Below are 24,737 nucleotides of genomic sequence, written 5' to 3'. Positions count from 1 at the left end.
TCAGGACTCCCGGATCGTGGTCACGAAGCGGGAGACCTCCGACCGCAGCACCTCAGCCAGCTGGGACAGCCCGCCGCCGGCGTGCGCCCCGCCGTCGACAGCGACCGCGATGCCCTCCACCAGCCCGCTCATCTCCCGGATCCGGGCGGTGACCGCCTCCAGCACCGCGATCGCGTCGGCCGCGGCCTGCTGCACGGTGTTGACCTGGCCCATGATCTCCTCGCTGGACGAGCTGGTCTCGTTGGCGAGCGTCTTCACCTCGTTGGCGACCACTCCGAAACCGCGCCCCGCGCTGCCGGCCCGGGCCGCCTCGATGGTGGCGTTCAGCGCGAGCAGGCGGGTCTGTGCCGACACCTTGTTGATCAGGTCGACGGCGTGCCGGATCTGCTCGGAGGAGGTCCGCAGCGAGGCGACGGTGCCCAGGCCCTGCTCGGCGTTGGTGACCGCCTCCCGGGCGAAACCGGCCAGCCCGTTCGCCGACCGGCCCATCTCGGTGGCCGCGGTGGCCACCTGCTCGGAGACGGTGAGCACCGCCGACTCCAGCTCGTCGGCGAGCGCCAGCCGGTCCCGGGCGGCGTCCGCGAACTGCTCGGCGGTCCGGCTCATCACGTCGTTGGAGTGGGTGATCTGCCGCGCCGCCGCGCGGTAGGCGCCGTCCAGCCCCTGGGTCAGGAAACGCCGGTGGAAGCGGCCCTCCGCGGCGGCGGCCGAGGCGGCGCCGGACTCCCGGACGAAGGCGTCGACGTGGTCCAGCAGGTCGTTGAGCGCGATCCGCAGCCCGGTCGCCTGGTCCGAGTCGCCGAGCGGCGGTACCCGTGCCTCCAGGTCGCCGGCGCCGGCCCGGGCGCAGACCTCGGTGACGACGCGGACCGCCTCCGACAGCGAGGGGTCACCGGTGGGGCGTACCGGAGTGGCTCTCATGCCTCTGATCGTCGCCAACCGGCGACGCCCGCACCGGAAGATCGGCGAATCGGTGGACGACGCGGTCCCGGAGTGAATGGCAGCGTGCGGCCGGTCAGCGGGCGGCGCGCAGAGCCCAGGCGATCAGCGGAGCCTGCAGCGGGAGCCGGGCGTACGCGACGGCCCGGCGGGCCGGGGAGGCGTGCCGCCAGTCGGCCGCCATCCGGACGTTCGCCGGGAAGACCGCGACGAACAGGGCCCCGGCGGCCAGACCACCGGCCCGGCGGGTGCGCGGATGGGCGACGGCCGCGGCGACCGCCAGCTCGGCGGCGCCGCTGAGGTACGTCCAGGCGCGCGGCGAGCCCGGCAGCGACCGGGGGACGATGCTGTCGAACGGCCGGGGCGTGGTGAAGTGCAGCACACCGGTGGTGGCCAGCAGCGCCGCCAGACCGAGCGCCTCCGCCCGGGGTGTGACCGTCAACGCCGGACCGCCGGCTCCAGAGCCCGCTGGAGGGCACGGTAGATCTGGCCGAAGCGCTGGGCGTTGTCGGTCCGCAGCAGCAGCACGTCGCCGCCGTGCACCCGGCCCCAGATCTCCAGGCTGCGGCTGCCCCGGTCGTACGACAGGTCCATCCGCTCCAGCAGCAGGTCGGCCACCGGCACCACGGCCAGGCCGAGCAGGATGCCGCCGATCAGCCAGGCCACCACCGTGGTCACGGCGGCGTCCATGAGCAGCGCGACGCTGATCGCCAGCCCGCCGGCGAGCAGCGGCAGCAGGATGGTCAGGCCGAGCGCGCCGCGCCAGGCGATCACACCCCAGGAGCGGGCTCCACGCGTGTACCAGACCTGGATCAGTTCGGGAAGCCGGAAGTCCCGCCCGTTCATCCGCACGCCGGACGAGGTGATGAGTACTTCCGGATCCCGGTAATAGGTGGTCATCTTCGCCTCCCCTGGGGACCCAATGTAGTTCGTACCCGTCGTAGGCTGGCGGCGAAACGGCTCAATGCGAGGAGGCATGGGGTGGGCGAGTTCGTGCGGCTCGAGATTGCGGACGGAATCGGGACGATCCGGCTCGAACGGCCTCCGATGAACGCGTTGAACACCCAGGTCCAGGAGGAGCTGCGGGAGGCCGCGCAGGCCGCCTCGGCCGACCCCGCCGTGCGGGCCGTGGTCGTGTTCGGCGGCGAGAAGGTGTTCGCCGCGGGCGCCGACATCACCGAGTTCACCACGGTGACCTACCAGGACATGGTGGCCCGGGCCGCGGCGCTCTCCAGCGCCTTCGACGCGGTCGCCCGGATCCCGAAGCCGGTGGTGGCCGCCATCACGGGGTACGCACTGGGCGGCGGCTGCGAGCTGGCGCTGGCCTGCGACTGGCGGGTGGTGGCCGAGGACGCCAAGCTCGGCCAGCCGGAGATCCGGCTCGGGATCATCCCGGGCGCCGGCGGGACCCAGCGGCTGGCCCGGCTCGTCGGCCCGGCGCGGGCCAAGGACCTCATCTTCTCGGGTCGGATGGTCGACAGTGCCGAGGCGCTGCGGATCGGCCTCGCCGACCGGGTCGCCCCGGCCGACCAGGTGTACGCGACAGCGGTCGAGCTGGTCCGGCATTACACGACCGGCCCCGCTCTCGCGCTGCGTGCCGCCAAGCAGGCGATCGACGGGGGCCTGAACGTCGACCTGGCCTCCGGCCTCGCGCTCGAGTCGCATCTGTTCGCGGCCCTTTTCGCCACCGACGACCGGGTGGAGGGAACCACCGCTTTCGTGGAGAAGCGTAAGCCGAAATTCACCGGACGCTAGACCGACCGTGACAGGGCATCAGCGCAGGGTGTGCATCTGTTCCCCGCGGTCGTGAATATGCCTCACTGATCAACCGGTTGCTGCCGGTCATTGCCTAGACTGCGGTCATGTCCATCGACCAGGGTGGTCCGAAGCGGTACGCCCTCGGCATCGACTTCGGCACCTCGAACACCGTCGCCGTGGCGCGATGGCCGGACGGCCGGGCCCGGCCGATCCTGGTCGACGGCTCCCCGTTGCTGCCGTCCGCCGTCTACGCCGACTCCAGCGGTGACCTGCTGGTCGGCCGGGACGCGGTGCACAGCGCCCGGCTCGACCCGGCCCGCTTCGAGCCGAACCCGAAACGCCGCGTCGACGACGGCCTGGTGCTGCTCGGCGAGCGTGAGTTCGAGACGGTCGAGCTGATCGCGGCAGTGCTGGCCCGGGTCACCGAGGAGTGGCACCGCGCGGTGGGGCCGTACCGGCCGCAGACCACCCTCACCTGCCCCGCCTCGTGGGGTGCGGCCCGCCGCACGCTGCTCGCCGAGGCCGCGGCCCGGGCCGGCCTCGAAGGCGCCCGCCTGGTCGCCGAGCCGGTCGCCGCCGCCACCTACTTCGCCGAGGTGCTCGGGCGCGACGTGCCGATCGGCTCGGTGGTGGTGGTGCACGACTTCGGCGCCGGCACCTTCGACGCCAGCGTGGTCGCCCGCACCTCCACCGGCTTCGAGGTGCTGGCCGTGGACGGCCGGGACGACCTCGGCGGGCTGGACGTCGACGCGGCCGTCGTGGAGCACCTGCGCACCGACGAGTGGAGCCGGCTGATGGAGCCGGCCACCGTCGAGGAGCGCCGCGCGCGGCGGCAGCTCTGGGACGACGTGCGCATCGCGAAGGAACGGCTATCCCGGGCCCAGTCGGCGGACTTCATGGTGCCGCTGCTCGACGTCGAGGCGCACCTCACCCGCGAGGAGCTGGAGAAGGTCGCCCGGCCGGTGCTGGACCAGACCGTGCAGGTCACCAAGAACCTGCTGCGCTGGGCCGATCTGCCGGACGGCCGGCTGGCCGGGGTCTTCCTGGTCGGCGGCGCCAGCCGGATCCCGCTGGTCGCCACGCTGCTGCACCGCGAGCTGGGCGATCCGCCGGTGGTGATCGAGCAGCCGGAGCTGGTGGTCGCCGAGGGCAGCATCCTGGCCGGCGCCGCCCTGCTGTCCACCGAGCCGGCCGCGCCGGGACCCACCGAGGAACTGCGGCTGCCCTCGAAACATCTGCCGAGCGCCACCGGTCTGATCGCCGGGCTGGGGTCGCCGGCGACGGCCGTCACCACACCGGTGCGGCCGGCCGCGGAGCCGCAGGACACCGTCCTGGCCGCGGCGGGGCCGATCGACGCGCAGGACACCGTGCTGGCCGCGGCGATCGAGACGCAGGGCCCGACGGTGGAGACGTCCCAGTTGGGCGGCAACGGCACCGGGCCGCACGCCGTGGAGGCGGACCAGCAGACGGTGGTGGCACCCCGCCCGGCCGGTCCGCAGCGGGCCGGGAGCGACGTGCCGGAACCGGACGGGCCCGAGGATCCGGGCGGGCCGCTGAGGACCGAGCGGCTCGGCGGTGAGGCGCCACCGGGCCCCGATCCGGAGCCGGCCGGCGACGCGGCCGCCGGAGCGCTGCCGAAACGGACGAAACGGCCGGTGGTCACCGAGATCCAGGTCGCGGCGCCCGAGGTGCCGGACGACGACATGCCGCCGCATCTGCGGCCGCCGGTGGACCCGTGGCCGCACGCCGACCCGGCCACCTGGCGAACGGATCCGGACGCCACCGCCGCCGCCAGTGCCCCGCCGCGCAACGGCGGCTGGTCACCCGTACCGCAGCGGAAATCCGGACCGCCGCAGCGCGGCAACCGGCCGACGACGCCGGTGGTGGCACACGCCCGGCCGATCTCTCCGGTCTCGGGGCAGCCGTCGGCCGCTCCGGTGATGGGCTCGGCGCGGCCGATCCCGCCGGCCCGGGCGGTCGCGGCCGCACCCCGGACGTCCCCGCCGCAGAGCGGGCAGCCGGCACCCGCCGAGAACCGGCCGAAACGGCGCCGCGGCCGGTTCCTGCGATTCGTGCAGATCCTGCTGAGTCTGCTCACGATGATCGCGGTGCCGTTGGTCGCGCTGGTGCTGGCGTACGGCTATGCGAACGGCGACCCGTTGCAGCAGGATGCGATCAACGTCTTCAATGATCTGGCGGAGCTGCTGGGCCTGGGCTGACGGCTCCGAGTCGAGGCGAGGAGCACGCGCGTGACCGGAATGATCGAGGGACACGGTGGGGAGCTCGCGCTCGCCGCACTGCGGGCCTTCGGCGTGACCGAGATGTTCACCCTGTCCGGCGGGCACGTGTTCCCGCTCTACGCCGCCGCGCACGAGTCCGGCTTCGGCCTCTACGACGTGCGGCACGAGCAGTCCGCCGTGTTCGCCGCCGAGGCCGTGGCCAAGCTGCGCCGCCGGCCCGGTGTCGCGGTGCTCACCGCCGGTCCCGGCGTCACCAACGGCATCTCCGGGCTGACCAGCGCCCACTTCAACGCCTCACCGGTGCTGGTGCTCGGCGGCCGGGCGCCGGCGTTCCGCTGGGGCTCGGGCAGCCTCCAGGAGCTCGACCACGTGCCGCTGGTCGCCCCGATCACCAAGTACGCGGCCACCGTCGGCGCCACCGAGGCCATCCCCGGCGAGATCGGCGCCGCGCTCACCGCGGCCCTCACCCCGCACCGTGGCCCCGTCTTCCTGGACCTGCCGCTGGAGGTGATCTTCTCCACCGCCGAGGCGGCGCGGCCCGGCGAGCCCGCCGTCCCGGTGCTCGAGGCCGACCCCGACGAGGTGCGACGGGCCGCCGAGATGCTGGCCCGCGCCGAGCGCCCGGTGATCATGGCGGGTTCGGAGGTGTGGAGCGGCGACGCGGTGGCCGAGCTGCGGGCCGCCGCCGAGGCGCTGCGGATCCCGGTCTTCACCAACGGCATGGGCCGCGGCGCGCTCCCGCCGGAGCATCCGCTGGCCTTCGCCCGGGCCCGCCGGGTCGCCCTGAACGGAGCGGACGTGGTCGCCGTCGTCGGCACCCCGCTCGACTTCCGGCTCGGCTTCGGCGAGTTCGGCGAGGCGCGGGTGGTGCACATCGTGGACGCGCCCACCCAGCGGGCCGGCCACGTCACCCCGGCCGTCTCGCCCGCCGGTGACCTGCGGCGCGTCCTGGCGGCGATCGCCGACCACACCGGCGACCGGGCCGGCCACGAGGAGTGGGTCACCGGGCTGCGCGCCGCCGAGGACGCGGCGAAGGCCCGCGACGCCGAGGCGATGGCCGCCGAGACGGACCCGATCAAGCCGGCCCGGGTCTACGGTGAGCTGCGCCGGGTGCTCGCGCCGGACGCCATCACCATCGGGGACGGGGGCGACTTCGTCTCGTACGCCGGGCGTTTCCTGGAGCCGGCGCAGCCCGGGACCTGGCTGGACCCGGGGCCGTACGGATGTCTCGGCACCGGGATGGGTTACGCCATGGGCGCCCGGGTGACCTACCCGGACCGGCAGATCTGCGTGCTGATGGGCGACGGGGCGGCCGGCTTCTCGCTGATGGACGCCGAGTCGCTGGTCCGGCAGAACCTGCCCGTGGTCGTCGTCGTCGGCAACAACGGCATCTGGGGCCTGGAGAAACACCCGATGCGCGCCATGTACGGGTACGACGTCGCCGCGGACCTGCAGCCGGGCCTGCGGTACGACGACGTGGTGCGCGCGCTGGGCGGGGCGGGGGAGACCGTGGAGAAGCCCGGCGAGCTCGGGCCGGCCCTGCGCCGGGCGTTCGAGGCGGGAGTGCCGTACCTGGTCAACGTGCTGACCGACCCGGCCGACGCGTACCCCCGCAGCTCCAACCTCGCTTAGGGCTGCTGCTCGTCGTCCTTCTTCAACTCCCGCTCCCACCGGTCCAGGACCTCGCGGTCGCGGCGGGCCTGCTCACTGTCCATCGAGCGCAGGAAGTCGGCGTCGTCGTCCGGAGAGGCCGGCCGGGGAGGGGCCCGCTTCGGCGTGCGGGTGACCGGGCGGCCCCACAGGAAGTAGGCGAGCGGGCCGGCGACGGGGATGAGAAGGATCACCAGGATCCACAGCGGGCGCGGCATGTTTCGGACGCGGTCCGCCGCCAGGCCGCTGATGAGGGCCAGGATCAGCAGGACTAGCGCCACCGCTGCCGAGATGATGAGCAACCGGACCATGCCGCAATGATGCCCCGCATTCGCCATGTCGGCGACGATCAGAGCATGACAACCCATCCGCCGAGCAGAGCAAGGGCCGTGGTGATCAGCGCGTAGGCCCGGATCGAGCGGGGCACGGCCGCCGGAAAACGGGCGCGCAGGCCCCGCGCGCGGTGCAGGGCGAGAGCCACCATCGCGGCCCAGCCGGTCATCGCGGCGGCGGCGACCAGCCACTGGGCCGGGCCGGCGTCGGGCGCGAAGGAAGGCCGGGCGGCGAGCAGCGCCACCGCGGCGGCGGACAGACCGGTGCGCCGCCAGGCCAGCCGGGTCCGCTCGGGGGAGGCGCCCGGGTCGCGGGCCAGGCCGGCGCAGGCGCCGGGGTCCCCGGTGTGCCGCGCGCACGGCTCGGCGGGCATCAGAAGACCTGGATCAGCACCGCGACCACCAGAGCGGCCGCGCCGAGGGCGACCACGATGGCGAGCACCGCCGGGAAACGCGAGCGGGGCAGCGCGGTGCCCAGGCGCATGGCGCGCTCGGTGCGGGCCCAGTGGTCGACCGCGCGCAACGCGACCAGGCCGCCGAGCACCAGCAACAGGAGCGCGATGATCTCGCGCAGATGCGCCACCGGCAGCGGGGGCAGGAACTGGGCGCAGGCCAGGCCGCCGGCGATCAGGGCCAGGCCGGTGCGGATCCAGGCGAGGAAGGTCCGTTCGTTGGCGAGGGAGAACCGGTAGTCGACGGCGGCGCCCCGGTCCTCGTCGGGAACCGGGTCGAACCACTGCGCCAGGCCACCGAACACATGTCGATTATTGACCTGCCGGGTCAAGAAGGGGCCGCCAGAGAATGCGGACTTCGTCACTCACGCAGGCCTCGCGCGAGTGCCCGCACAGGCACCATGGTGAATCCGTGCCCGCGCGACCGTGGGACTGCGGCTGGACGGTCGCCGGGTGTGGGGGAATATGGGACACGGATGGGCCCGCGTGGTCCACCAGCGAAATGTTTTGACCGGACATGTCTGACACCTCCTGACCAGCACTGTAGCGATCGAGATCGCCGCAGGGGTGAGGTGTGTCACTCTGGGTGGCCGGCAACGCTGAAGCTACTGGCGGGTAACCTTGCGGACACATCCACCGCCAGGCACGCCCCCGGCCGGCAACCACGGTCGAGAACCAACGGTGCGTTCAAAACAGGAGGGTCGTAGGAGCGCGATGAACATCGTCGTACTGGTCAAGCAGGTACCCGACTCCGGTGCCGAGCGCACCCTGAGCGCTAGCGACAACACCGTCGAGCGGAGCTCGGCGAGCAACGTCATCAACGAGATGGACGAGTACGCCATCGAGGAAGCGCTGAAGATCAAGGAAGCGCACGGTGGCGAGGTGACCGTGCTGACGGTGGGCCCGGCGGGCGCGACCGAGTCGATCCGCAAGGCGCTGTCGATGGGCCCGGACAAGGCGGTGCACGTCCAGGACGACGCGCTGCACGGCTCGTGCGCCGTCGCCACCTCCAAGGTGATCGCTGCCGCTCTCGGCCAGCTGAACGCCGACCTGATCCTGTGCGGCGCCGAGTCCACCGACGGCCGGGTGCAGGTTCTGCCGCACATGCTGGCCGAGCGGCTCGGTGTGGCCGCGCTGACCGGGGCCCGCAAGCTGACCGTGGACGGTTCGCAGCTGACCGTCGAGCGGCAGACCGACGAGGGGTACGAGGTCGTCACGGCCGCCACCCCGGCGGTCGTCAGCGTCTGGGACACCATCAACGAGCCGCGGTACCCGTCGTTCAAGGGCATCATGGCCGCCAAGAAGAAGCCCGTGCAGAGCCTGTCCCTCGGTGACCTCGGTGTCGCCGCGGACGAGGTCGGCTTCGCCGGCGCCACCAGCCAGGTGCTGGAGTTCTCGAAGCGGCCGGCCCGCTCGGCCGGCACCAAGGTCACCGACGAGGGTGAGGGCGGCGCTCAGCTGGTCTCCTACCTCGCCTCCGAGAAGTTCGTCTGAGAGGGATATTCGTCATGGCTGAAGTACTGGTCGTCGTCGAGGCCTCGCAGGCTGCCGGCGTCAAGAAGGTCACGCTCGAGATGCTGACCATCGCCCGCGGGCTGGGCTCGCCGTCCGCGGTGGTGTTCGGTGACGTGGCCGCGGTGAGCGACAAGCTCGCCGAGTTCGGCGCCGAGAAGATTTACGCCGCGTCCGGCGATGACGTGGAGGGCTACCTGGTGGCGCCCAAGGCCACCGTGGTCGCCGAGCTGGTGAAGCGGGTGCAGCCGGCCGCGGTGCTGCTGGGCTCCACCCAGGAGGGCAAGGAGATCGCCGGCCGGCTGGCGGTCAAGCTGGACAACGGGCTGCTCACCGACGCGGTGGCGGTCGAGGCCGACGGCACCGCCACGCAGGTGGTCTTCGCCGGCTCCACGATCGTCAAGTCCAAGGTCACCCGCGGTCTGCCGATCGTCACCATCCGCCCGAACTCGGTCACCCCGGCGCCGGCGGCTGCCACGCCGGCCGTCGAGCAGCTGACCGTGGCGGTCAGCGACACCGACAAGCTCACCAAGGTGGTGGAGCGGGTCGCCGAGCAGAAGGGCTCGCGCCCGGAGCTCACCGAGGCGTCGATCGTCGTCTCCGGTGGCCGCGGCGTCGGCAACGCGGACAACTTCAAGCTGGTCGAGGAGCTCGCCGACCTGCTCGGCGGTGCGGTCGGCGCGTCCCGTGCGGCGGTCGACTCGGGGTACTACCCGCACCAGTTCCAGGTCGGCCAGACCGGTAAGACGGTGTCGCCGCAGCTGTACCTGGCGCTCGGCATCTCCGGCGCGATCCAGCACCGGGCCGGCATGCAGACCTCGAAGACGATCGTCGCGGTGAACAAGGACGCCGACGCTCCGATCTTCGAGCTCGCCGACTTCGGCGTGGTGGGCGACCTGTTCAAGATCGTCCCGCAGGCCGCCGACGAGATCCGCAAGCGCAAGTAGAGCCCGGCACCGAGCACGACCGAACGGCCCGGCGCCCCACCGCCGGGCCGTTCCCCGTGTGTGAACTTCAGGTGCGAATAGAGCCTCAACTTCACACGCGCAGGGTCGGACCGCGTGTGTGAAGTTCGGGTGCGGATCGCGCCCGAACTTCACACACGGGTTTGGGCGGGACCACTTACGCAGGTTGCCGGGTGGTGGGGAGTGGTTTGGACGCGTAGCGGCCAGCGAGCCGCCGCGCGGCCCTCGGCGGGAGCAGCGGTCTGTACCCACCACCCCGCTACGACAGCCTGTTCCTGATCTTGATTCTCCGGGTGCCGGAGGCCGCCGGAATCCGGCGCACGAAAGAACGGCCTAAGCTGAAAGACAATGGCCTACTTGGATCACGCGGCGACCACGCCGATGCTTCCCGCCGCGCTCGACGCCTACGTCGCCGCGGCGCGGGAGGTCGGCAATCCGTCGTCCCTGCATGCTGCGGGCCGGGGCGCCCGGCGCCTGGTGGAGGAGTCCCGGGAGCGGGTCGCCGCGGCGGTCGGCGCCCGGCCGTCTGAGGTGATCTTCACCAGCGGCGGCACCGAGAGCGACAACCTGGCGGTGAAGGGCATCTTCTGGGCGCGGCGCTCGGCGGAGTCCGCCCGCGTCCGCGTGGTGACCTCCGCGGTGGAGCATCACGCGGTGCTGGACGCGGCCGACTGGCTGGGCCACCAGGAGGGCGCGCGGGTGCACGCGCTGCCGGTGGACGGCGGCGGCCTGGTCCGCCCGGACGCGCTGGCCGAGCTGATCGCAGAGCACGGCGACGAGATCGCCGTGATCAGCGTGCAGTGGGCGAACAACGAGGTCGGCACGGTGCAGCCGATCGCTGAGCTGGCGCGGGTCGCGGCCGCGGCGGGCATCCCGTTCCACACCGACGCGGTGCAGGCGGTCGGGCAGATCCCGGTGGACTTCGCGGCGAGCGGGGCCGCGGCCCTGACGCTGACCGGGCACAAGCTGGGCGGCCCGGTCGGGGTGGGCGCGCTGCTGCTGGGCCGCGACGTGCCGTGCACGCCGCTGCTGCACGGTGGCGGCCAGGAGCGCGACGTGCGCTCCGGGACCCTGGACGCCCCGGGGGTGGCCGCTCTCGCCGCGGCGGTCGAGGCCGCGATCAAGGCCCGGGAGGAGTACGCGGCCCGCGTCGCCGCCCTGCGTGACGAGCTGGTGCGGCGGGTGCGTGCGGCGGTCCCCGAGGCGATCTTCAACGGAGCGGTGGAGGACCGGCTGCCGGGCAACGCCCACTTCTCCTTCCCCGGGTGTGAGGGTGACGCGTTGCTGCTGCTGCTGGACGCGCAGGGGGTCTACTGCTCGACCGGTTCGGCGTGCTCGGCCGGGGTGGCCCAGCCCAGTCACGTGCTGCTGGCGATGGGCGCCGACGACGCCCGGGCGCGGTCGTCGCTGCGTTTCACCCTCGGGCACGACAGCACGATGGCGGACGTCGACGCGCTGCTCGCGGCGTTGCCGGGCGCGGTGGAGCGGGCCCGCCGGGCGGGTGCCTGGAAGACGCCCAGATAGGCTGGCGTCATGCGAGTTCTTGCGGCCATGTCGGGCGGTGTCGATTCCGCCGTTGCTGCCGCCCGCGCCCGGGACGCCGGTCACGACGTCACCGGTGTGCACCTGGCGCTGGCCCGTAATCCTCAGACGTTCCGCACCGGGGCGCGCGGCTGCTGCACCCTGGAGGATTCCCGGGACGCGCGCCGGGCGGCCGATGTGATCGGCATCCCGTTCTATGTGTGGGACATGGCCGAGGAGTTCCACGAGAGCGTCGTCGACGACTTCGTGAACGAGTACGCGGCGGGGCGCACCCCCAATCCCTGCCTGCGCTGCAACGAGAAGATCAAGTTCGCGGCGGTGCTGGACCGGGCGGTGGCGCTGGGTTTCGACGCCGTGGTGACCGGTCATCACGCGCGCCTGGGGTCCGACGGGTTGTTGCGGCGCAGCGTGGACATCGCCAAGGATCAGTCCTATGTGCTGGCGGTCCTGACCCGGGCCCAGCTCGATCGTGCGGTGTTCCCGCTGGGGGACTCGACGAAGGAGCAGGTGCGGGCGGAGGCCGCCGCGCGCGGGCTGGCCGTCGCCGACAAGCCGGACTCGCACGACATCTGCTTCATCTCGGACGGGGACACCCGCGGGTTCCTGGAGCGGCGGCTCGGCAGCGCGCCCGGGGACATCGTCGACGGGCGGACCGGCGAGAAGCTGGGGACCCACAACGGGGCGTACGGCTACACGATCGGGCAGCGCAAGGGGCTGGACCTCCGGGTTCCGGCCGCTGACGGGCGGCCGCGCTACGTGCTGTCGATCACTCCGGTCTCCAACACGGTCACCGTCGGGCCCCGGGAGGATCTCGAGGTCGACGTGGTCACCGCAGCCCGCCCGATCTGGCACGACGCCGCCGCCGACGTCTCGTGCGAGGTGCAGCTGCGAGCGCACGGGGAAGTGGTGGCCGCCGACGTGTCGGTGACCGATGACGGCCTGACGGCCCGGCTGCACGCCCCGGCCCGCGGCGTGGCCGCCGGGCAGGCGATCGTGGCCTACCGGCCGGACCCGGAGGGTGACGTCGTGCTCGGTTCGGCGACCATCGCGGCCGGTTCGCGGGCGCCGGCGACCCATGTCTGACTTCCCGTGGCCGCCGGGGGCCGCCACCGGGATCGGGTCGTTGCCCGGCACCGACGTGGCCGAGGCCCAGCGGATCGTCTTCGGCGAGCTGCCGGAGCTGCCACACCTCGCCGAGCTGCCGGAGCGCGGTCCCGGCGCGGACATGCTCGGCCGGAGCGCGGGCTTTTTGGTGGAGCTGCCGGTGCAGCTCTACGCCGGGCGCTGGCAGATCGCCTCGCGGCCCGGCAAGGACCTGCGGCGAACTGCCGACCTGCTGGAACGTGACCTGGACCAGCTCACCGAGCAGGGCGGCGGTTTCACCGGGACGGTCAAGATCCAGGCGGCCGGGCCGTGGACGCTGGCGGCCGGGCTGAACCTGCCGATCGGCGGGCTGATGCTGCGGGACCCCGGCGCGGTCCGGGACCTGACCGACTCGCTCGCCGAGGGGCTGCGGCGGCACGTGGCGGACGTGCGCAAGCGGCTGCCCGGCGCCACGGTGCTGCTCCAGCTGGACGAGCCGTCGCTGCCGGCCGTGCTGGCCGGGCACGTGCCCACGGAGAGCGGGCTGGGCGCCTACCGCGAGGTGGACGGGCCGGACGCGGCGACCCGGCTGCGAACCGTGATCTCGTCGGTGGACGCCCCGGTGGTGGTGCACTGCTGCGCGCCGGACCTGCCGTTGCAGGTGTTCCGGGACGCGGGGGCGACCGCGGTGGCGCTGGACCTGTCGCTGGTCACGGACCTCGACCCGCTCGGTGAGGCGATCGAGGCCGGTCTGGGCCTCTTCGTGGGCGCCGCGCCGACCCGGCCGGCCGGCGGACGGCCGGAGGCCAAGGAGATCGCCGACCGGGTGCGCACCCTGTGGCAGCGGCTGGGCTTCCCGGCCGCACGGTTGCCCGAGCAAGTGGTGATCACCCCTGCGTGCGGGCTTGCGGGCGCGCCACACGGATACACCCGGGCGTTGCTCAAGGCGTGCACGGAAGCCGGCCGCCGCATCGCCGAGGTGTGACAGCACTTTTGTCGGGGGGTGGGACTAACGTGCCTCGTAGGTTCCCCTGACACGGAGGTTTGTTCGGTGGTCGAGTCGTCCACACCGCCGGAGGCCAGTTCCCGGCACGCCGAGCTGGCCGACGAGATCCGCAACCATCAGTACCGCTATTACGTGCTGGACTCGCCGACCATCTCCGACCATGACTTCGACGTGCTGCTGCGCGAGCTCGAGGCGCTGGAGGCCGAGTTCCCGGAGCTGCGCACCCCCGACTCGCCCACCCAGAACGTGGGTGGGACCTTCTCGACGCAGTTCACCGCGGTCGAGCACGCCGAGCGGATGATGTCGCTGGACAACGTCTTCGACGGCGACGAGCTCACCGCCTGGGCCGACCGCACGGTGCGGGACGCCGGTGGGCCGGTGCAGTTCATCTGCGAGCTCAAGGTCGACGGGCTCGCCATCAACCTGACCTATGAGAAGGGCCGCCTGGTCCGCGGCGCCACCCGGGGCGACGGATACACCGGCGAGGACGTGACGCCCAACGTGCGCACCATCCGGGAGATCCCGGAGCGGCTGGCCGGCGACGACGTGCCCGATCTGCTGGAGGTGCGCGGCGAGATCTATTTCCCGGCCGACGCCTTCGCCGAGCTCAACGCGAGCCTGGTCGAGCAGGGCAAGGACCCGTTCGCCAACCCGCGCAACGCGGCGGCCGGCAGCCTCCGCCAGAAGGACCCGCGGATCACCGCGTCCCGCGGCCTGCGGATGGTGGTGCACGGCATCGGGGCGCGGCAGGGGTTCACGCCCACCTCGCAGTCCCACGCCTACGAGGCGTTGCGGGCCTGGGGCCTGCCCACCAGCGAGCGGTGGAAGCTGTTCGGCGACATGGCCGGCGTGCGCGACTACATCGCCTATTACGCCGAGCACCGGCACGACGTCGAGCACGAGATCGACGGTGTGGTGATCAAGGTCGATCAGGTCGCCATCCAGGGCCGGCTGGGCTCGACCAGCCGGGCCCCGCGCTGGGCGATCGCCTACAAATATCCGCCCGAGGAGGTCAACACCAAGCTCCTCGACATCGCGGTGAACGTGGGGCGCACCGGCCGGGTCACCCCCTACGCGATCCTCGAGCCCGTGCTGGTGGCCGGGTCCACGGTCTCCCAGGCCACCCTGCACAACGCCCAGGAGGTCGTCCGCAAGGGTGTGCTGATCGGCGACACCGTGGTGCTGCGCAAAGCCGGTGACGTGATCCCGGAGGTCCTGGGCCCGGTCGTCGATCTGCGGCCGGACGACGCCCGCGCGTTCGTCATGCCGACCGAGTGCCCGTCCTGCGGCACCCCGCTGGCGCCGGCCAAGGAGAGCGACGTCGACATCCGGTGCCCCAACGCCGAGTCGTGCCCGGGGCAGCTGTGGGAGCGGCTCACCCACGTCGGCAGCCGGGACGTGTTCGACATCGAGGTGCTCGGCGCGAAAGCGGCCCGGGCGCTGCTCGAGTCGGGCGTGCTGCACAACGAGGGCGACCTGTTCTCGCTGACCGAGGAGGACCTGCTCCGGGTCCCGTTCTTCGTGAACCAGAACGGGAGCCTGGGCAGCAACGCGCGCAAGATGCTGCAGAGCCTGGCGGAGGCGAAGTCGCGCCCGCTGGCCCGGGTGCTGGTCGCGCTCTCGATCCGGCACGTCGGCCCGACCGCGGCCGGAGCCCTGGCTCTGGAGTACGGCTCGATGGCCGCGCTGGAGGAGGAGCTGGCGCGCACGGCGGCGTCACCGGAGATCGTGGCGGCCACCGCCGAGGCGGCGGAGGCCTCCGAGGCCGGCGCACCGGACGCCGAGGCCGCCAAGCGCAAGGCCAAGGCCGTCGACCCGCTGGCGGCGGTCGACGGGGTCGGGCCGATCATCGCGGACAGCCTCCGCGAGTGGTTCACCGTGCCGTGGCACCGCGAGATCGTCCGCAGGTGGCGGGACGCCGGCGTGAAGATGGCCGACGAGCGGGTCGAGAGCGGCCCGCGCCCGCTGGACGGGCTGACCGTGGTGGTCACCGGCACCCTGGCGAGTTACACCCGGGACAAGGCCGCCGAGGCGGTCACCGTCCGGGGCGGCAAGGTCAGCGGCTCGGTCTCGAAGAAGACCGGGTTCGTGGTGGTGGGGGAGAACCCCGGCAGCAAATATGACAAGGCCCTCGCCCTGAAGGTGCCGGTGCTGGACGAGGCGGGCTTCGGGGTGCTGCTGGCCGAGGGTCCGGAAGCAGCCCGCGCGGTGGCCGAGATGGCGCCGGAAGGATCACCCGAGAGAGGGAATTGAGCCGGTTCCCGCGTCTGGAGACATATGTCGGTTTAATAACGCATAGGTGCTTTGCGCCAAAAAACACCATACGGATCTATGGTGTAGGCGATCGGTGATCGAGGCCATCGTGGAGGTCGCATGGATGCCGCTCGCCCGCGCACGGCCGCGTCTCGCGCCATCTCAGAGGCTGCCGCGTGCGCGCCGCCCGGCCGGACCGAACCCCGGCATCGTCGCACCGTCATGCTCACCTCGATCTTCGCCGGTGTGGGCGCGCTGATCCTCTGGGCCGTCCATCCCGGGTCCTTCGCCGGTCTGCCTGCCGGCTTCTGGACGATGGCGGTGCTGGCCCTGGTGGTCGACGCCCGCCCCTACCTGCTGCCCGGCCGCCGGGCCAGCGCGGTCATCCTGCCCTCGATCTGCTTCACCTTCGCGATCCTGCTCGCCTGGGGCGGCGCGCCCGCCCTGGCCGTGCAGCTGCTGGCGGTGACCGTGGCCGGCGTGCGCATGCGTCACTCCGTGCGCCGCACCCTGCACCTGGCCCTGCAGCACGCCGTCGCGCTCGGCGCCGCGGCGCTGGTGGCGGCCGGCACCGGCCTGCGGATCGGCACCCATCCCGGCTGGCTGGACGCCGCACTGGCCTGCGCTGCCGCGGCCGCCTGGATCGCCGCCCGGTACGCGATCGCCGCCCTGGTGCGCAGCTGGACCAGCGACGGCCGGCCGCGGCGGCGCCGCGGTCACGCCGACCTGCTCGCCACCGCCGCCCTGCTGCTGCTCAGCCCGGTGGTGCTGGTCGCCGCCCAGGTCAGCCCGGCTCTGCTCCCGCTGGCGCTGCTCGCCCTGCACGCGGTGCACCGAATGGTCCGGTGGGCCGGCGAGTCCGAGCGGGCCGCCCGCTTCGACCCGCTCACCGGCCTGCCGAACCGCAAGTCGCTGCAGGCCGCGACGGCCGAGCGGGCCACCGATCGGCGCCGGGCCCTGCTGCTGCTCGACCTGGACCGGTTCCGCACCGTGAACGACGCGCTCGGCCACGGCGCCGGCGACCGTCTGCTGGCCCGGGTGGCGGACCGGCTCACCGCCGCGGTTCCGGGGCACGACCTGGTCGTTCGCCTCGGTGGCGACGAGTTCGCCGTGCTCGCCACCCGGGTCGACGGCCCCGCCGCGGCCCGCCGCATCGCGCAGCACCTGGCCGAGTCGCTGAGCCGCCCGTTCCTGATGGACGGCACCCCGGTCGAGCTGAGCGCCTCGATCGGGATCGCCCTGCAGTCCGGCCGGCGCGACGGCGGCACCCTACTGCGCGAGGCCGAGGCCGCGATGTACGAGGCCAAGCAGCGCGGCGACCAGGTCGCGATGCACGGGCCGGACGCCGCCCACCACTCGCCGGAACGGCTGGCCCTGCTCGCCGACCTGCGCACCGCGCTGCGCGAGAACGACGACGGGATCGTCCTCTACTACCAACCGCAGATCGCGATCGCGACCGGCGAGGTGGTCGGCGTGGAGGCGCTGCTGCGCTGGCGTCACCCGGAGCGCGGCCTGGTCGGCCCCGAGGAACTGCTGCGGGCCGCCGAGCCGACCCCGGTGATGCGGCTGCTGACCGCCCGGGTGCTGGAGGAGGTCATCGCCCAGCTGGCGGTCTGGCACGAACGCCGGGAGACGTTGCGGGCCGCGGTCAACGTCAGCGCGCGTGACCTGCACGCCGGCGACATCGCCGACCGGGTCGCCGCCCTGCTGCACCGCTATGCGGTCCCGGCCGACCTGCTTCAGCTGGAGATCACCGAGAGCGCGCTGATGGCCGACCCGCACCGGGTGCTGGACACCACCACCCGGCTCAGCCGGATGGGCGTGGCGATCTCGCTGGACGACTTCGGCACCGGGTATTCGTCGTTGCAGCACCTGCGCCGGCTCCCGCTCTCCGAGGTGAAGATCGACCGCTCCTTCGTGCTGGGGATGGCCACCGACCGGGGCGACGCGGCGATCGTGCGATCGGTGATCGGCCTGGCCGAGGCGCTCGGCCTGCGCGCGGTCGCGGAGGGCGTGGAGGACGAGGCCACCTGGCGTCTGCTGGCCGCCGCCGGCTGCCACACCGCCCAGGGCTGGTTCCACGCCCGGCCGATGCCCGCCGCTGAACTGTCCGAGTGGCTGGGCCGGTACCGTCCCTTCCGGCCCCGGAAAATAGACTCGGGGCAAGCAGGCAGACCGTCAAACAACGAGGGGGCAGGATGGCCGCCATCTCCCGCGAAGAGGTAGCGCACCTGGCGCGCCTGTCGCGGCTCGCCGTGACCGAAGAGGAGCTGGACCGATTCGCGGGGCAGCTCGACGTGATCCTGCAGTCGGTCGCGCGGGTCGGTGAGGTGGCCGCGGAGGACATCCCGCCGACCTCGCACTCGGTGCCGCTGACCAACGTGTACCGCGACGACGTCCCGACACCGAGCCTGACGCAGGAGGAGACGCTCTCCGGCGCCCCCGACGCGTACGAGGGCCGGTTCCGGGTGCCGCGCATCCTGGAGGAAGAGGCCTGATGAGTGACCTGACCAGGATGCCCGCCGCCACCCTCGCCGAGCTGATCCGCAAGCGGGACGTCTCGGCTGTCGAGGTCGCCACCGCGCACCTCGACCGGATCGGATCCGTGGACGAGCGGGTGCACGCGTTCCTGCACGTGGACCGTGAGGGCGCCCTCGCCGCGGCGAAGAGGGTCGACGACGGCGAGATCACCGGGCCGCTGGCCGGGGTGCCGATCGCGGTCAAGGACGTGGTGACCACCAAGGGCATCCCGACCACCGCCGCCTCGAAAATCCTCGAGGGCTGGAAGCCGCCGTACGACGCGACGATCGTCGAGCGGCTCAAGAAGGCCGGTCTGCCGATCCTCGGCAAGACCAACATGGACGAGTTCGCGATGGGCTCCTCCACGGAATACTCCGCGTACGGCCCCACCAACAACCCGTGGGACCTGGGCCGGATCCCGGGCGGATCGGGTGGTGGCTCGGCCGCCGCGATCGCCGCCTACGAGGCGCCGCTGGCGATCGGCACCGACACCGGTGGCTCGATCCGGCAGCCCGGCGCGGTCACCGGCACTGTCGGTGCGAAACCGACCTACGGCGGCACCTCGCGGTACGGCCTGATCGCCTTCTCCTCCTCGCTGGACACGCCCGGCCCCTGCGCCCGTACGGTGGAGGACGCCGCCCTGCTGCACGCGGTGATCGCCGGCCACGACCCGCGGGACTCCACCTCGATCCCGCAGCCGGTCCCGGACGTCGTGGCCGCGGCCCGGCTCGGCAGCAGCGGCGACCTGTCCGGCGTCAAGCTCGGCGTGGTCAAGGAGTTCAGCGGCGACGGCGCCGAGCCCGGCGTGATCAACTCGTTCCGCGAGTCGCTGGAGACCCTGGTCAAGATGGGCGCCGAGATCGTCGAGATCTCCTGCCCGCACTTCCAGTACGCCCTGCCGGCGTACTACCTGATCGCGCCCAGCGAGTGCTCCTCCAACCTGGCCCGCTTCGACGGCGTGCGCTACGGCCTGCGCGAGGGCGACGACGGCAGCCGCTCGCTCGAGGAGGTCATGTCGCTGACCCGCGAGGCCGGCTTCGGCCCCGAGGTGAAGCGCCGGATCATCATCGGCGCGTACGCCCTCTCCTCCGGGTACTACGACGCCTACTACGGGCAGGCGCAGAAGGTCCGCACGCTGATCAGCCGGGACTTCCGGTCCGCGTTCGAGAAGGCCGACGTGCTGGTCTCGCCGACCACCCCGTTCGTGGCATTCCCGTTCGGCTCCCGGACCAGCGATCCGTACCAGATGTACCTCGCCGACCTCTTCACGATCCCGACGAACCTGTACGGCGGACCGGCCATCTCGGTGCCGAGCGGTCTCTCCGAGGGTCTGCCGGTCGGCTTCCAGATCATGGCGCCGACGATGGCCGACGACCGGATGTACCGGGTCGCCGCGGCCCTGGAGTCCGCCGTCGGCACGTTCACCCCGCCGGAGCTGTGAGATGACTTACGACGAGATCCTCACCAAGTACGAGCCGGTCATCGGCCTGGAGACGCACGTCGAGCTGGGCACGAACACCAAGATGTTCTGCGGCTGCAAGACCGACTTCGGCGCCGAGCCGAACACCCAGGTCTGCCCGGTCTGCCTGGCCCTGCCGGGCTCACTGCCGGTGATGAACCGGGCCGCCATCGAGGCGACCATCCAGATCGGCCTGGCGCTGAACTGCGACATCGCCGAGTGGTGCCGGATGGCCCGGAAGAACTACTTCTACCCGGACATGCCGAAGAACTTCCAGACCTCGCAGTACGACGAGCCGCTCTGCGTCGACGGTTACGTGGACGTCGAGGTGGACGGCACCACGCACCGGATCGGCATCGAGCGGGTGCACATCGAGGAGGACACCGGCAAGACGCTGCACGTCGGCGGCGCGACCGGTCGCATCCACGGCGCCACCGAGTCGCTGGTCGACTACAACCGGGCCGGCATCCCGCTGGTCGAGATCGTGACGAAGCCGGTGCCCGGCCTCGGCACGATCGCCCCCGAGGTGGCCAAGGCCTACGTCGCCGAGCTGCGCGACATCATCCGCTCGCTCGGCGTCTCCGACGTGCGCATGGAGCAGGGCTCGATGCGCTGCGACGTGAACACCTCGCTGAACCTGCCGGGTGAGGAGTGGGGCACGCGGACCGAGACCAAGAACGTCAACTCGCTGCGCTCCGTCGAGCGGGCGGTCCGCTCCGAGATCATCCGCCAGGCCGGCATCCTGGACGAGGGCGGCAAGATCTTCCAGGAGACGCGGCACTTCCAGGAGACCACCGGCGACACCCGCCCGGGCCGCTCCAAGGAGACCGCGACCGACTACCGCTACTTCCCCGAGCCCGACCTGGTGCCGATCGCGCCGGACCCGGCGTGGGTCGCCTCCCTCCGCGAGGCGCTCCCGGAGAGGCCGAGCGCCAAGCGGGCCCGGCTCCGCGAGGACTGGGGCATCTCCGAGACCGACATGCAGTCGGTGGCCAACGCCGGCGCGGTCGAGCTGATCGAGGAGACCATCGCCGCGGGCGCGTCGCCGGCCGGCGCGCGCAAGTGGTGGATGGGCGAGCTGGCCCGGCGCGCCAATGAGCAGGACATCGACCTGGCGTCGGTGGGCGCGACCCCGGCCCAGGTCGCCGCGCTGCAGAAGCTGGTCGAGGACGGCAAGCTCAATGACAAGCTGGCCCGGCAGGTGCTCGAGGGCGTCGTGGCGGGCGAGGGCGACCCGGCCGAGGTGATGACGGCCCGCGGTCTCGAGGTCGTCAACGACACCGGCGCGCTCACCGCCGCGGTCGACGAGGCCATCGCCGCCAACCCGGACATCGCGGCCAAGATCCGCGACGGCAAGGTGGCGGCGGCGGGCGCTCTGGTGGGTGCGGTCATGAAGACCACGCGCGGCCAGGCGGACGCCAAGGCCGTCCGCGACCTGATCCTTGCGCGGCTCGGCGCTTCTTGAGCCCTTTGTGGTACGACCTACGCCCGGCCCTGATCCTGTCAGGGCCGGGCGGTGCCGTTCCCCGGCCCTTTGCCGCCCGCGCCGGGCGGAGCTGCCACTCCACCTCACCCCACACCCGGCCGCCCTCAGCGCCGTCCCGTGCGCCGGCTGACCGGGGTCAGCGACTGGCCGACGGGTCGGGGGCCGGGATCTCCTCCTCGCCGAGCCCGATCACGTTGCGCTGCATCTCCACGTTCGACTGCCCGGTGCCACCGAGCTGGATGTCGTCGTACGCCTTGAGCGCGTTGGTCTCGTCGAAGTAGAGCACCGACAGGCTCAGCGGCGTCGGGTCCTCCCCTTCCAGCCCGCGCAGCCCCGCCCCGCCGGTCGAGCCCTCGACCATCAGCCGGGTCGTCATCAGCGGCACGCCGTCGGCCGGACCGGACGGTGCCGGGGACGGCAGGCCGGACGCCGACGGGCCGGGCTCCGGCGTCTCGGGGGCGGGCAGGATGCTCACGTCCCGCTGGTGCCGGTGCCCGGAGAGCACCAGCGGCACCACCCCGGACAGCGGCTGCGCCATGGCCGGGTCGTGCACCAGGGCGATGTCCACCTTCTTGCCCGATTCGCGGATCGTGCCGGCCAGGCGCTCGCCCGCACCGGTCAGCAGGTCCGGGCCGGATTCGTCGCCGGTCTCGTTCGACTCGCTCTTGTCCGGGGTGAACTGGGGGTCCCCGATGCCGGCGATGGTGAGCCCGTCCACCGTGGTCAGCTCGTTGTCCAGGACCACCGCGTTGCGCTGGGCGCGGACCGCGGCCTGGATGGCGATCGAGTCGTGGTTGCCGCGCACGAAGATGTAGGGCACCTGGATCGACGGGATCGAGGACACGTACCCGGTTTCGGCGCTGCTGCCCCAGTCGACGATGTCGCCGGTGTCGATCACCGCGTCGATCTCGAAGGTCTCCACCACGGTCCGGATCAGACCCCAGGACGCCGGGTTGAGGTGCAGGTCGGAGACGTGCAGCAGGCGGGTGGTGTTGCCGGCCGGCTCATAGACGGGCAGCGTCGAGATCGTCGAGTAGACCCGGCTGACGTTGCCGAGGATCGCCTGGAGCTGCTCGGCGTACCGCCCGTAGTTGTCCGCGATCCGGCGGGCGTCGCCGACCACCGCGGGCGCGTTGACCAGCAGCCCTTCGTACCTCGGCTCGCTGATCGCGTCGGGCCGCAGGGTGGCGGCCGCCACCCCGGCGCTGCCCACGGTGACCACCAGAGCGGTGACCCCGGCCGCCGCCGTGCGCCGGACGTCGCGCAGCACCAGCGCGGAGAGGATCAGCGCGCTCAGGACGGCGACGCCCAGCGTGCGCAGGCCGAGCACCGAGACGCCGGTGATCACCTCGTCGACAGCCCGGTCACCCGCCGAGCTGATCGACGACGGGTTGTCGATCAGCGCTTCGGTGCGGCTCTGGTCCAGCGAGCCGAGGGCGACCTTGAGGTGCAGCGGGCCGCGATGGCTGTCCAGGTGCAGGGAGCCGAGCGGCGGGATGTCCACCTCGGTGCCGCCGTGCACCGACGGGACGATCGACATCTCGGCGCCGAACGGGCCCACGTTGATCGGGGCCCGCGCGAACAGCATCACGCCGATCGTCGCCCCCGCGATGCTGACCAGGCCGACCTTGGCGGCCACCCCGGCACGCCGGGTCCATCGGTGCCGGACGGCCCGGCCCGCCAGACGGCGGAGACGAGCGGCCCCGGTGCGGAGCTGAGGTGCCTTCATCGGTTGCTCACCTGCCCGGCCGGGTCCTGATCGAAACAGTCATCGCGATCAGCTCCGGCCGGCGCCGCCGTCCGAGAAGACGATCCGGATGATGCGGTCGTCCTCCGGACCTGGCTCGCCGGCGTCCTCCTGGTTGGACGTGCTGACCCAGAACGAGCCGTCCGGTGCGGCGACCATCGCGCGGAGCCGGCCGAACTCGCCGTCCAGCACCGCCTGCGGGTTGCCGAGCACCGTGCCGTTGCCGGTGACGTTCAGCAGGTAGACCCGCTCACCCTGAAGACACGCGGTGGCGACCAGGCTCTCCGCGGCGGCGACACCGCCGCACGAGGACTCGCCGGCCGGCCAGGCGGCGAGCGGGTTCACCTGCTTCGCGTCCCGGCCGGTGCCGTCGGCGCGGGGCCAGCCGTAGTCGCGGCCCTTGGCGATCACGTTCAGCTCGCCGAAACGGGGCTGACCGTTTTCGGTCGCGTACATCCGCTTGGTCTTGTCCCAAGCCAGGCCCTGCACGTTGCGGTGGCCGGACGACCAGACCGGTGAGCCCTTGACCGGGTTGCCGGATGCCGGCTTGCCGGCGGTGGTGATCCGCAGGATCTTGCCACCGAGGCTCTTCGGGTTCGGCGCCTGCGTGCCGCCCGGGGTGCCGTCGCCGGTGCCGACGTAGAGGAAGCCGTCCGGGCCGAAGGCGAGCGCGCCGCCGTTGTGCTCCGGCGAGCGCGGGATCCCGGTGAGGATCGGCGTCAGCCTGCCGCCGATCACCAGCTTGCCGACCCGGTTGTCCCGCTCGGTGGAGTAGTAGACGTAGAGCGTCTCGTCCGTCGAGTACTTCGGGGAGACGGCGATGCCGAGCAGCCCGCCGTCGCCGGAGGCGCGCACCTCGTCGAGGCGCTGCAACTCGGTGACCTTCAGGCCGCCGGCCTCGGACTCCGGTCCCACCTTCAGCAGGCGCCCGGTGTCCCGCTCGGTGACCACCGCCGAGCTGTCCGGCAGGAACGCGATGCCCCACGGCACCTCGAGGCTCTTGGCGAGCACGGTCACCGCCAGCTCGCGTTCCTCGGCGCCGGCGCTGGAGGTCGGCGCGATGGACGGGCGGGGCAGGTTGGGCGGCGAGCCGGCCTGATCCGGGCCGGGCGGCCCGAAGCTGCACCCCGCGGTCAGCACCAGCACGGCACCGAGTGTCGCGACCGCGGCGCGGCTGCGGCGGAAACGCACGATCAGACCACCCCCTAGGCTCTGCGGACCAGGGTAGCCGCGCCGTGGAGTGGTTTCCGGCGGCTCACTGATCGGCGGCAGCCGGCACGCCCGGCTGTTTTCCAGCGGCTCACTGATCGGCGGCAGCCGGCGTGCTCAGTGAGTGGCCGCTCGCCTCCAGCACCAGCGGGAGGTTCGTCCGGTCGACGCCGGTCAGCCGGATGACGTTGCCGTTGTCGAGCAGGGCGGAGATCCGGCCGCGCTCGTCCGGGGCGAGCTCGGTGATCCGGGCCCACGGCACCCGGGTGCCGCCGAAGAGGGCGCGCACCCGCAGCTCGTCGGGGTAGACGTCGGTGCCGGCCCGCCAGGCCCAGATCAGGATCGTGAACGGGATCAGCAGGATCGGCGCCAGCGCCCACGAGGCGCCGGCCAGCGGGACCGCACCGACCAGCGCGATCAACGCGGCCACCATGACCGAGCCGGACTTGCGGACGCGGAGGACGGGACGACTGCTCACCGTCCCATCCTCCCACCCGGCGCCGCGGGCGGCTCTGCCGGATCGCAACCGGGCACCTCGAACCGGGCACCTCGATTTGACCGCCATCGCTGAATGGCAGACGATG

General features: G+C 72.6%; 22 protein-coding genes. 13 read left to right on the top strand and 9 right to left on the bottom strand.

Going from position 1 to position 24,737, the window contains the following annotated elements; genetic code table 11:
* The 3 genes from AC0NH5_RS02925 to AC0NH5_RS02915 all read right to left on the bottom strand — a co-directional run bounded on the left by AC0NH5_RS02925 (position 1) and on the right by AC0NH5_RS02915 (position 1,839).
* The gene (locus AC0NH5_RS02925; RefSeq protein ID WP_474399542.1) at positions 1 to 921 is read right to left on the bottom strand and encodes a methyl-accepting chemotaxis protein; all 921 of its coding nucleotides are present in this window, start codon (positions 919 to 921) and stop codon (positions 1 to 3) included.
* Between the two features lie 94 nt (positions 922 to 1,015).
* Entirely contained in the window at positions 1,016 to 1,381 is a 366-nt protein-coding gene (locus tag AC0NH5_RS02920) for a DoxX family protein (protein WP_474399539.1), read from the bottom strand.
* Entirely contained in the window at positions 1,378 to 1,839 is a 462-nt protein-coding gene (locus AC0NH5_RS02915; protein WP_474399536.1) for a DUF6232 family protein, read from the bottom strand. Before AC0NH5_RS02915 ends, AC0NH5_RS02920 begins: the two co-directional genes overlap by 4 nt.
* Before the next feature lie 81 nt (positions 1,840 to 1,920).
* Here AC0NH5_RS02915 and AC0NH5_RS02910 point away from each other — a divergent pair, with 81 nt between their 5' ends.
* The 3 genes from AC0NH5_RS02910 (at position 1,921) to AC0NH5_RS02900 (ending at position 6,569) form a co-directional block, all read left to right on the top strand.
* A complete protein-coding gene (locus AC0NH5_RS02910) occupies positions 1,921 to 2,694 on the top strand; it encodes an enoyl-CoA hydratase/isomerase family protein (RefSeq protein ID WP_474399533.1) in 774 nt (257 codons plus the stop codon).
* A 107-nt stretch (positions 2,695 to 2,801) separates the two neighbouring features.
* Positions 2,802 to 4,916 carry an Hsp70 family protein gene (locus tag AC0NH5_RS02905; RefSeq protein ID WP_474399531.1) on the top strand — a complete coding sequence of 705 codons (2,115 nt, stop codon included), beginning with the start codon at positions 2,802 to 2,804 and terminating at the stop codon, positions 4,914 to 4,916.
* Between the two features lie 30 nt (positions 4,917 to 4,946).
* On the top strand, positions 4,947 to 6,569 hold the full coding sequence (locus tag AC0NH5_RS02900) for an acetolactate synthase (RefSeq protein ID WP_474399529.1): 1,623 nt from the start codon (positions 4,947 to 4,949) through the stop codon (positions 6,567 to 6,569).
* On the opposite strand, the gene AC0NH5_RS02895 is transcribed toward AC0NH5_RS02900, so the two are convergent.
* The 3 genes from AC0NH5_RS02895 to AC0NH5_RS02885 are packed head-to-tail and all read right to left on the bottom strand — an operon-like array spanning position 6,566 to position 7,676.
* Positions 6,566 to 6,898, bottom strand: coding sequence for a PLD nuclease N-terminal domain-containing protein (locus AC0NH5_RS02895; protein WP_474399526.1), 333 nt, complete (start codon positions 6,896 to 6,898; stop codon positions 6,566 to 6,568). The genes AC0NH5_RS02900 and AC0NH5_RS02895 overlap by 4 nt on opposite strands.
* Positions 6,899 to 6,936: 38 nt before the next feature.
* A complete protein-coding gene (locus tag AC0NH5_RS02890) occupies positions 6,937 to 7,293 on the bottom strand; it encodes a DUF202 domain-containing protein (protein ID WP_474399523.1) in 357 nt (118 codons plus the stop codon).
* Positions 7,293 to 7,676, bottom strand: coding sequence for a YidH family protein (locus tag AC0NH5_RS02885; RefSeq protein WP_474399520.1), 384 nt, complete (start codon positions 7,674 to 7,676; stop codon positions 7,293 to 7,295). Before AC0NH5_RS02885 ends, AC0NH5_RS02890 begins: the two co-directional genes overlap by 1 nt.
* 409 nt (positions 7,677 to 8,085) lie before the next feature.
* Between AC0NH5_RS02885 and AC0NH5_RS02880 the strand changes: the two genes are divergently transcribed.
* The 10 genes from AC0NH5_RS02880 (at position 8,086) to gatB (ending at position 21,176) form a co-directional block, all read left to right on the top strand.
* A complete protein-coding gene (locus tag AC0NH5_RS02880) occupies positions 8,086 to 8,865 on the top strand; it encodes an electron transfer flavoprotein subunit beta/FixA family protein (protein WP_474399517.1) in 780 nt (259 codons plus the stop codon).
* Positions 8,866 to 8,879: 14 nt separating this feature from the next.
* A complete protein-coding gene (locus AC0NH5_RS02875) occupies positions 8,880 to 9,830 on the top strand; it encodes an electron transfer flavoprotein subunit alpha/FixB family protein (protein WP_474399515.1) in 951 nt (316 codons plus the stop codon).
* Positions 9,831 to 10,196: 366 nt separating this feature from the next.
* Positions 10,197 to 11,372 (top strand): cysteine desulfurase family protein, encoded by a 1,176-nt coding sequence (locus AC0NH5_RS02870; protein WP_474399512.1) that lies wholly within the window; start codon positions 10,197 to 10,199, stop codon positions 11,370 to 11,372.
* Positions 11,373 to 11,381: 9 nt separating this feature from the next.
* Positions 11,382 to 12,473 (top strand): tRNA 2-thiouridine(34) synthase MnmA, encoded by a 1,092-nt coding sequence (gene mnmA, locus AC0NH5_RS02865; protein WP_474399509.1) that lies wholly within the window; start codon positions 11,382 to 11,384, stop codon positions 12,471 to 12,473.
* A complete protein-coding gene (locus AC0NH5_RS02860) occupies positions 12,466 to 13,458 on the top strand; it encodes a methionine synthase (RefSeq protein ID WP_474399507.1) in 993 nt (330 codons plus the stop codon). The genes mnmA and AC0NH5_RS02860 overlap by 8 nt, the downstream gene beginning before the upstream one ends.
* 66 nt (positions 13,459 to 13,524) lie before the next feature.
* The gene (gene ligA, locus AC0NH5_RS02855; protein WP_474399504.1) at positions 13,525 to 15,732 is read left to right on the top strand and encodes an NAD-dependent DNA ligase LigA; all 2,208 of its coding nucleotides are present in this window, start codon (positions 13,525 to 13,527) and stop codon (positions 15,730 to 15,732) included.
* A gap of 222 nt (positions 15,733 to 15,954) precedes the next feature.
* Complete coding sequence (locus tag AC0NH5_RS02850; RefSeq protein ID WP_474399501.1) at positions 15,955 to 17,958, top strand: putative bifunctional diguanylate cyclase/phosphodiesterase; 2,004 nt, start codon at positions 15,955 to 15,957, stop codon at positions 17,956 to 17,958.
* The gene (gene gatC, locus AC0NH5_RS02845; protein WP_474399499.1) at positions 17,931 to 18,230 is read left to right on the top strand and encodes an Asp-tRNA(Asn)/Glu-tRNA(Gln) amidotransferase subunit GatC; all 300 of its coding nucleotides are present in this window, start codon (positions 17,931 to 17,933) and stop codon (positions 18,228 to 18,230) included. The genes AC0NH5_RS02850 and gatC overlap by 28 nt, the downstream gene beginning before the upstream one ends.
* Positions 18,230 to 19,693, top strand: coding sequence for an Asp-tRNA(Asn)/Glu-tRNA(Gln) amidotransferase subunit GatA (gene gatA / locus AC0NH5_RS02840; RefSeq protein WP_474399497.1), 1,464 nt, complete (start codon positions 18,230 to 18,232; stop codon positions 19,691 to 19,693). The genes gatC and gatA overlap by 1 nt, the downstream gene beginning before the upstream one ends.
* A 1-nt stretch (position 19,694) precedes the next feature.
* Positions 19,695 to 21,176 (top strand): Asp-tRNA(Asn)/Glu-tRNA(Gln) amidotransferase subunit GatB, encoded by a 1,482-nt coding sequence (gene gatB / locus AC0NH5_RS02835; RefSeq protein ID WP_474399495.1) that lies wholly within the window; start codon positions 19,695 to 19,697, stop codon positions 21,174 to 21,176.
* Between the two features lie 157 nt (positions 21,177 to 21,333).
* Here gatB and AC0NH5_RS02830 read toward each other — a convergent pair whose 3' ends face one another.
* From AC0NH5_RS02830 to AC0NH5_RS02820, 3 genes are all read right to left on the bottom strand, one after another.
* Positions 21,334 to 22,926 carry a metallophosphoesterase family protein gene (locus AC0NH5_RS02830; protein WP_474399492.1) on the bottom strand — a complete coding sequence of 531 codons (1,593 nt, stop codon included), beginning with the start codon at positions 22,924 to 22,926 and terminating at the stop codon, positions 21,334 to 21,336.
* A gap of 48 nt (positions 22,927 to 22,974) precedes the next feature.
* Complete coding sequence (locus AC0NH5_RS02825; RefSeq protein ID WP_474399489.1) at positions 22,975 to 24,135, bottom strand: PQQ-dependent sugar dehydrogenase; 1,161 nt, start codon at positions 24,133 to 24,135, stop codon at positions 22,975 to 22,977.
* 109 nt (positions 24,136 to 24,244) lie between these two features.
* A complete protein-coding gene (locus AC0NH5_RS02820) occupies positions 24,245 to 24,631 on the bottom strand; it encodes a PH domain-containing protein (protein WP_474399486.1) in 387 nt (128 codons plus the stop codon).
* Positions 24,632 to 24,737: the final 106 nt, after the last annotated feature.

This window comes from Actinoplanes sp. 13, from assembly GCF_056134165.1.
Note: the sequence above shows the minus strand (reverse complement) of the source record. Positions and strands in the feature narration are given on the sequence as shown.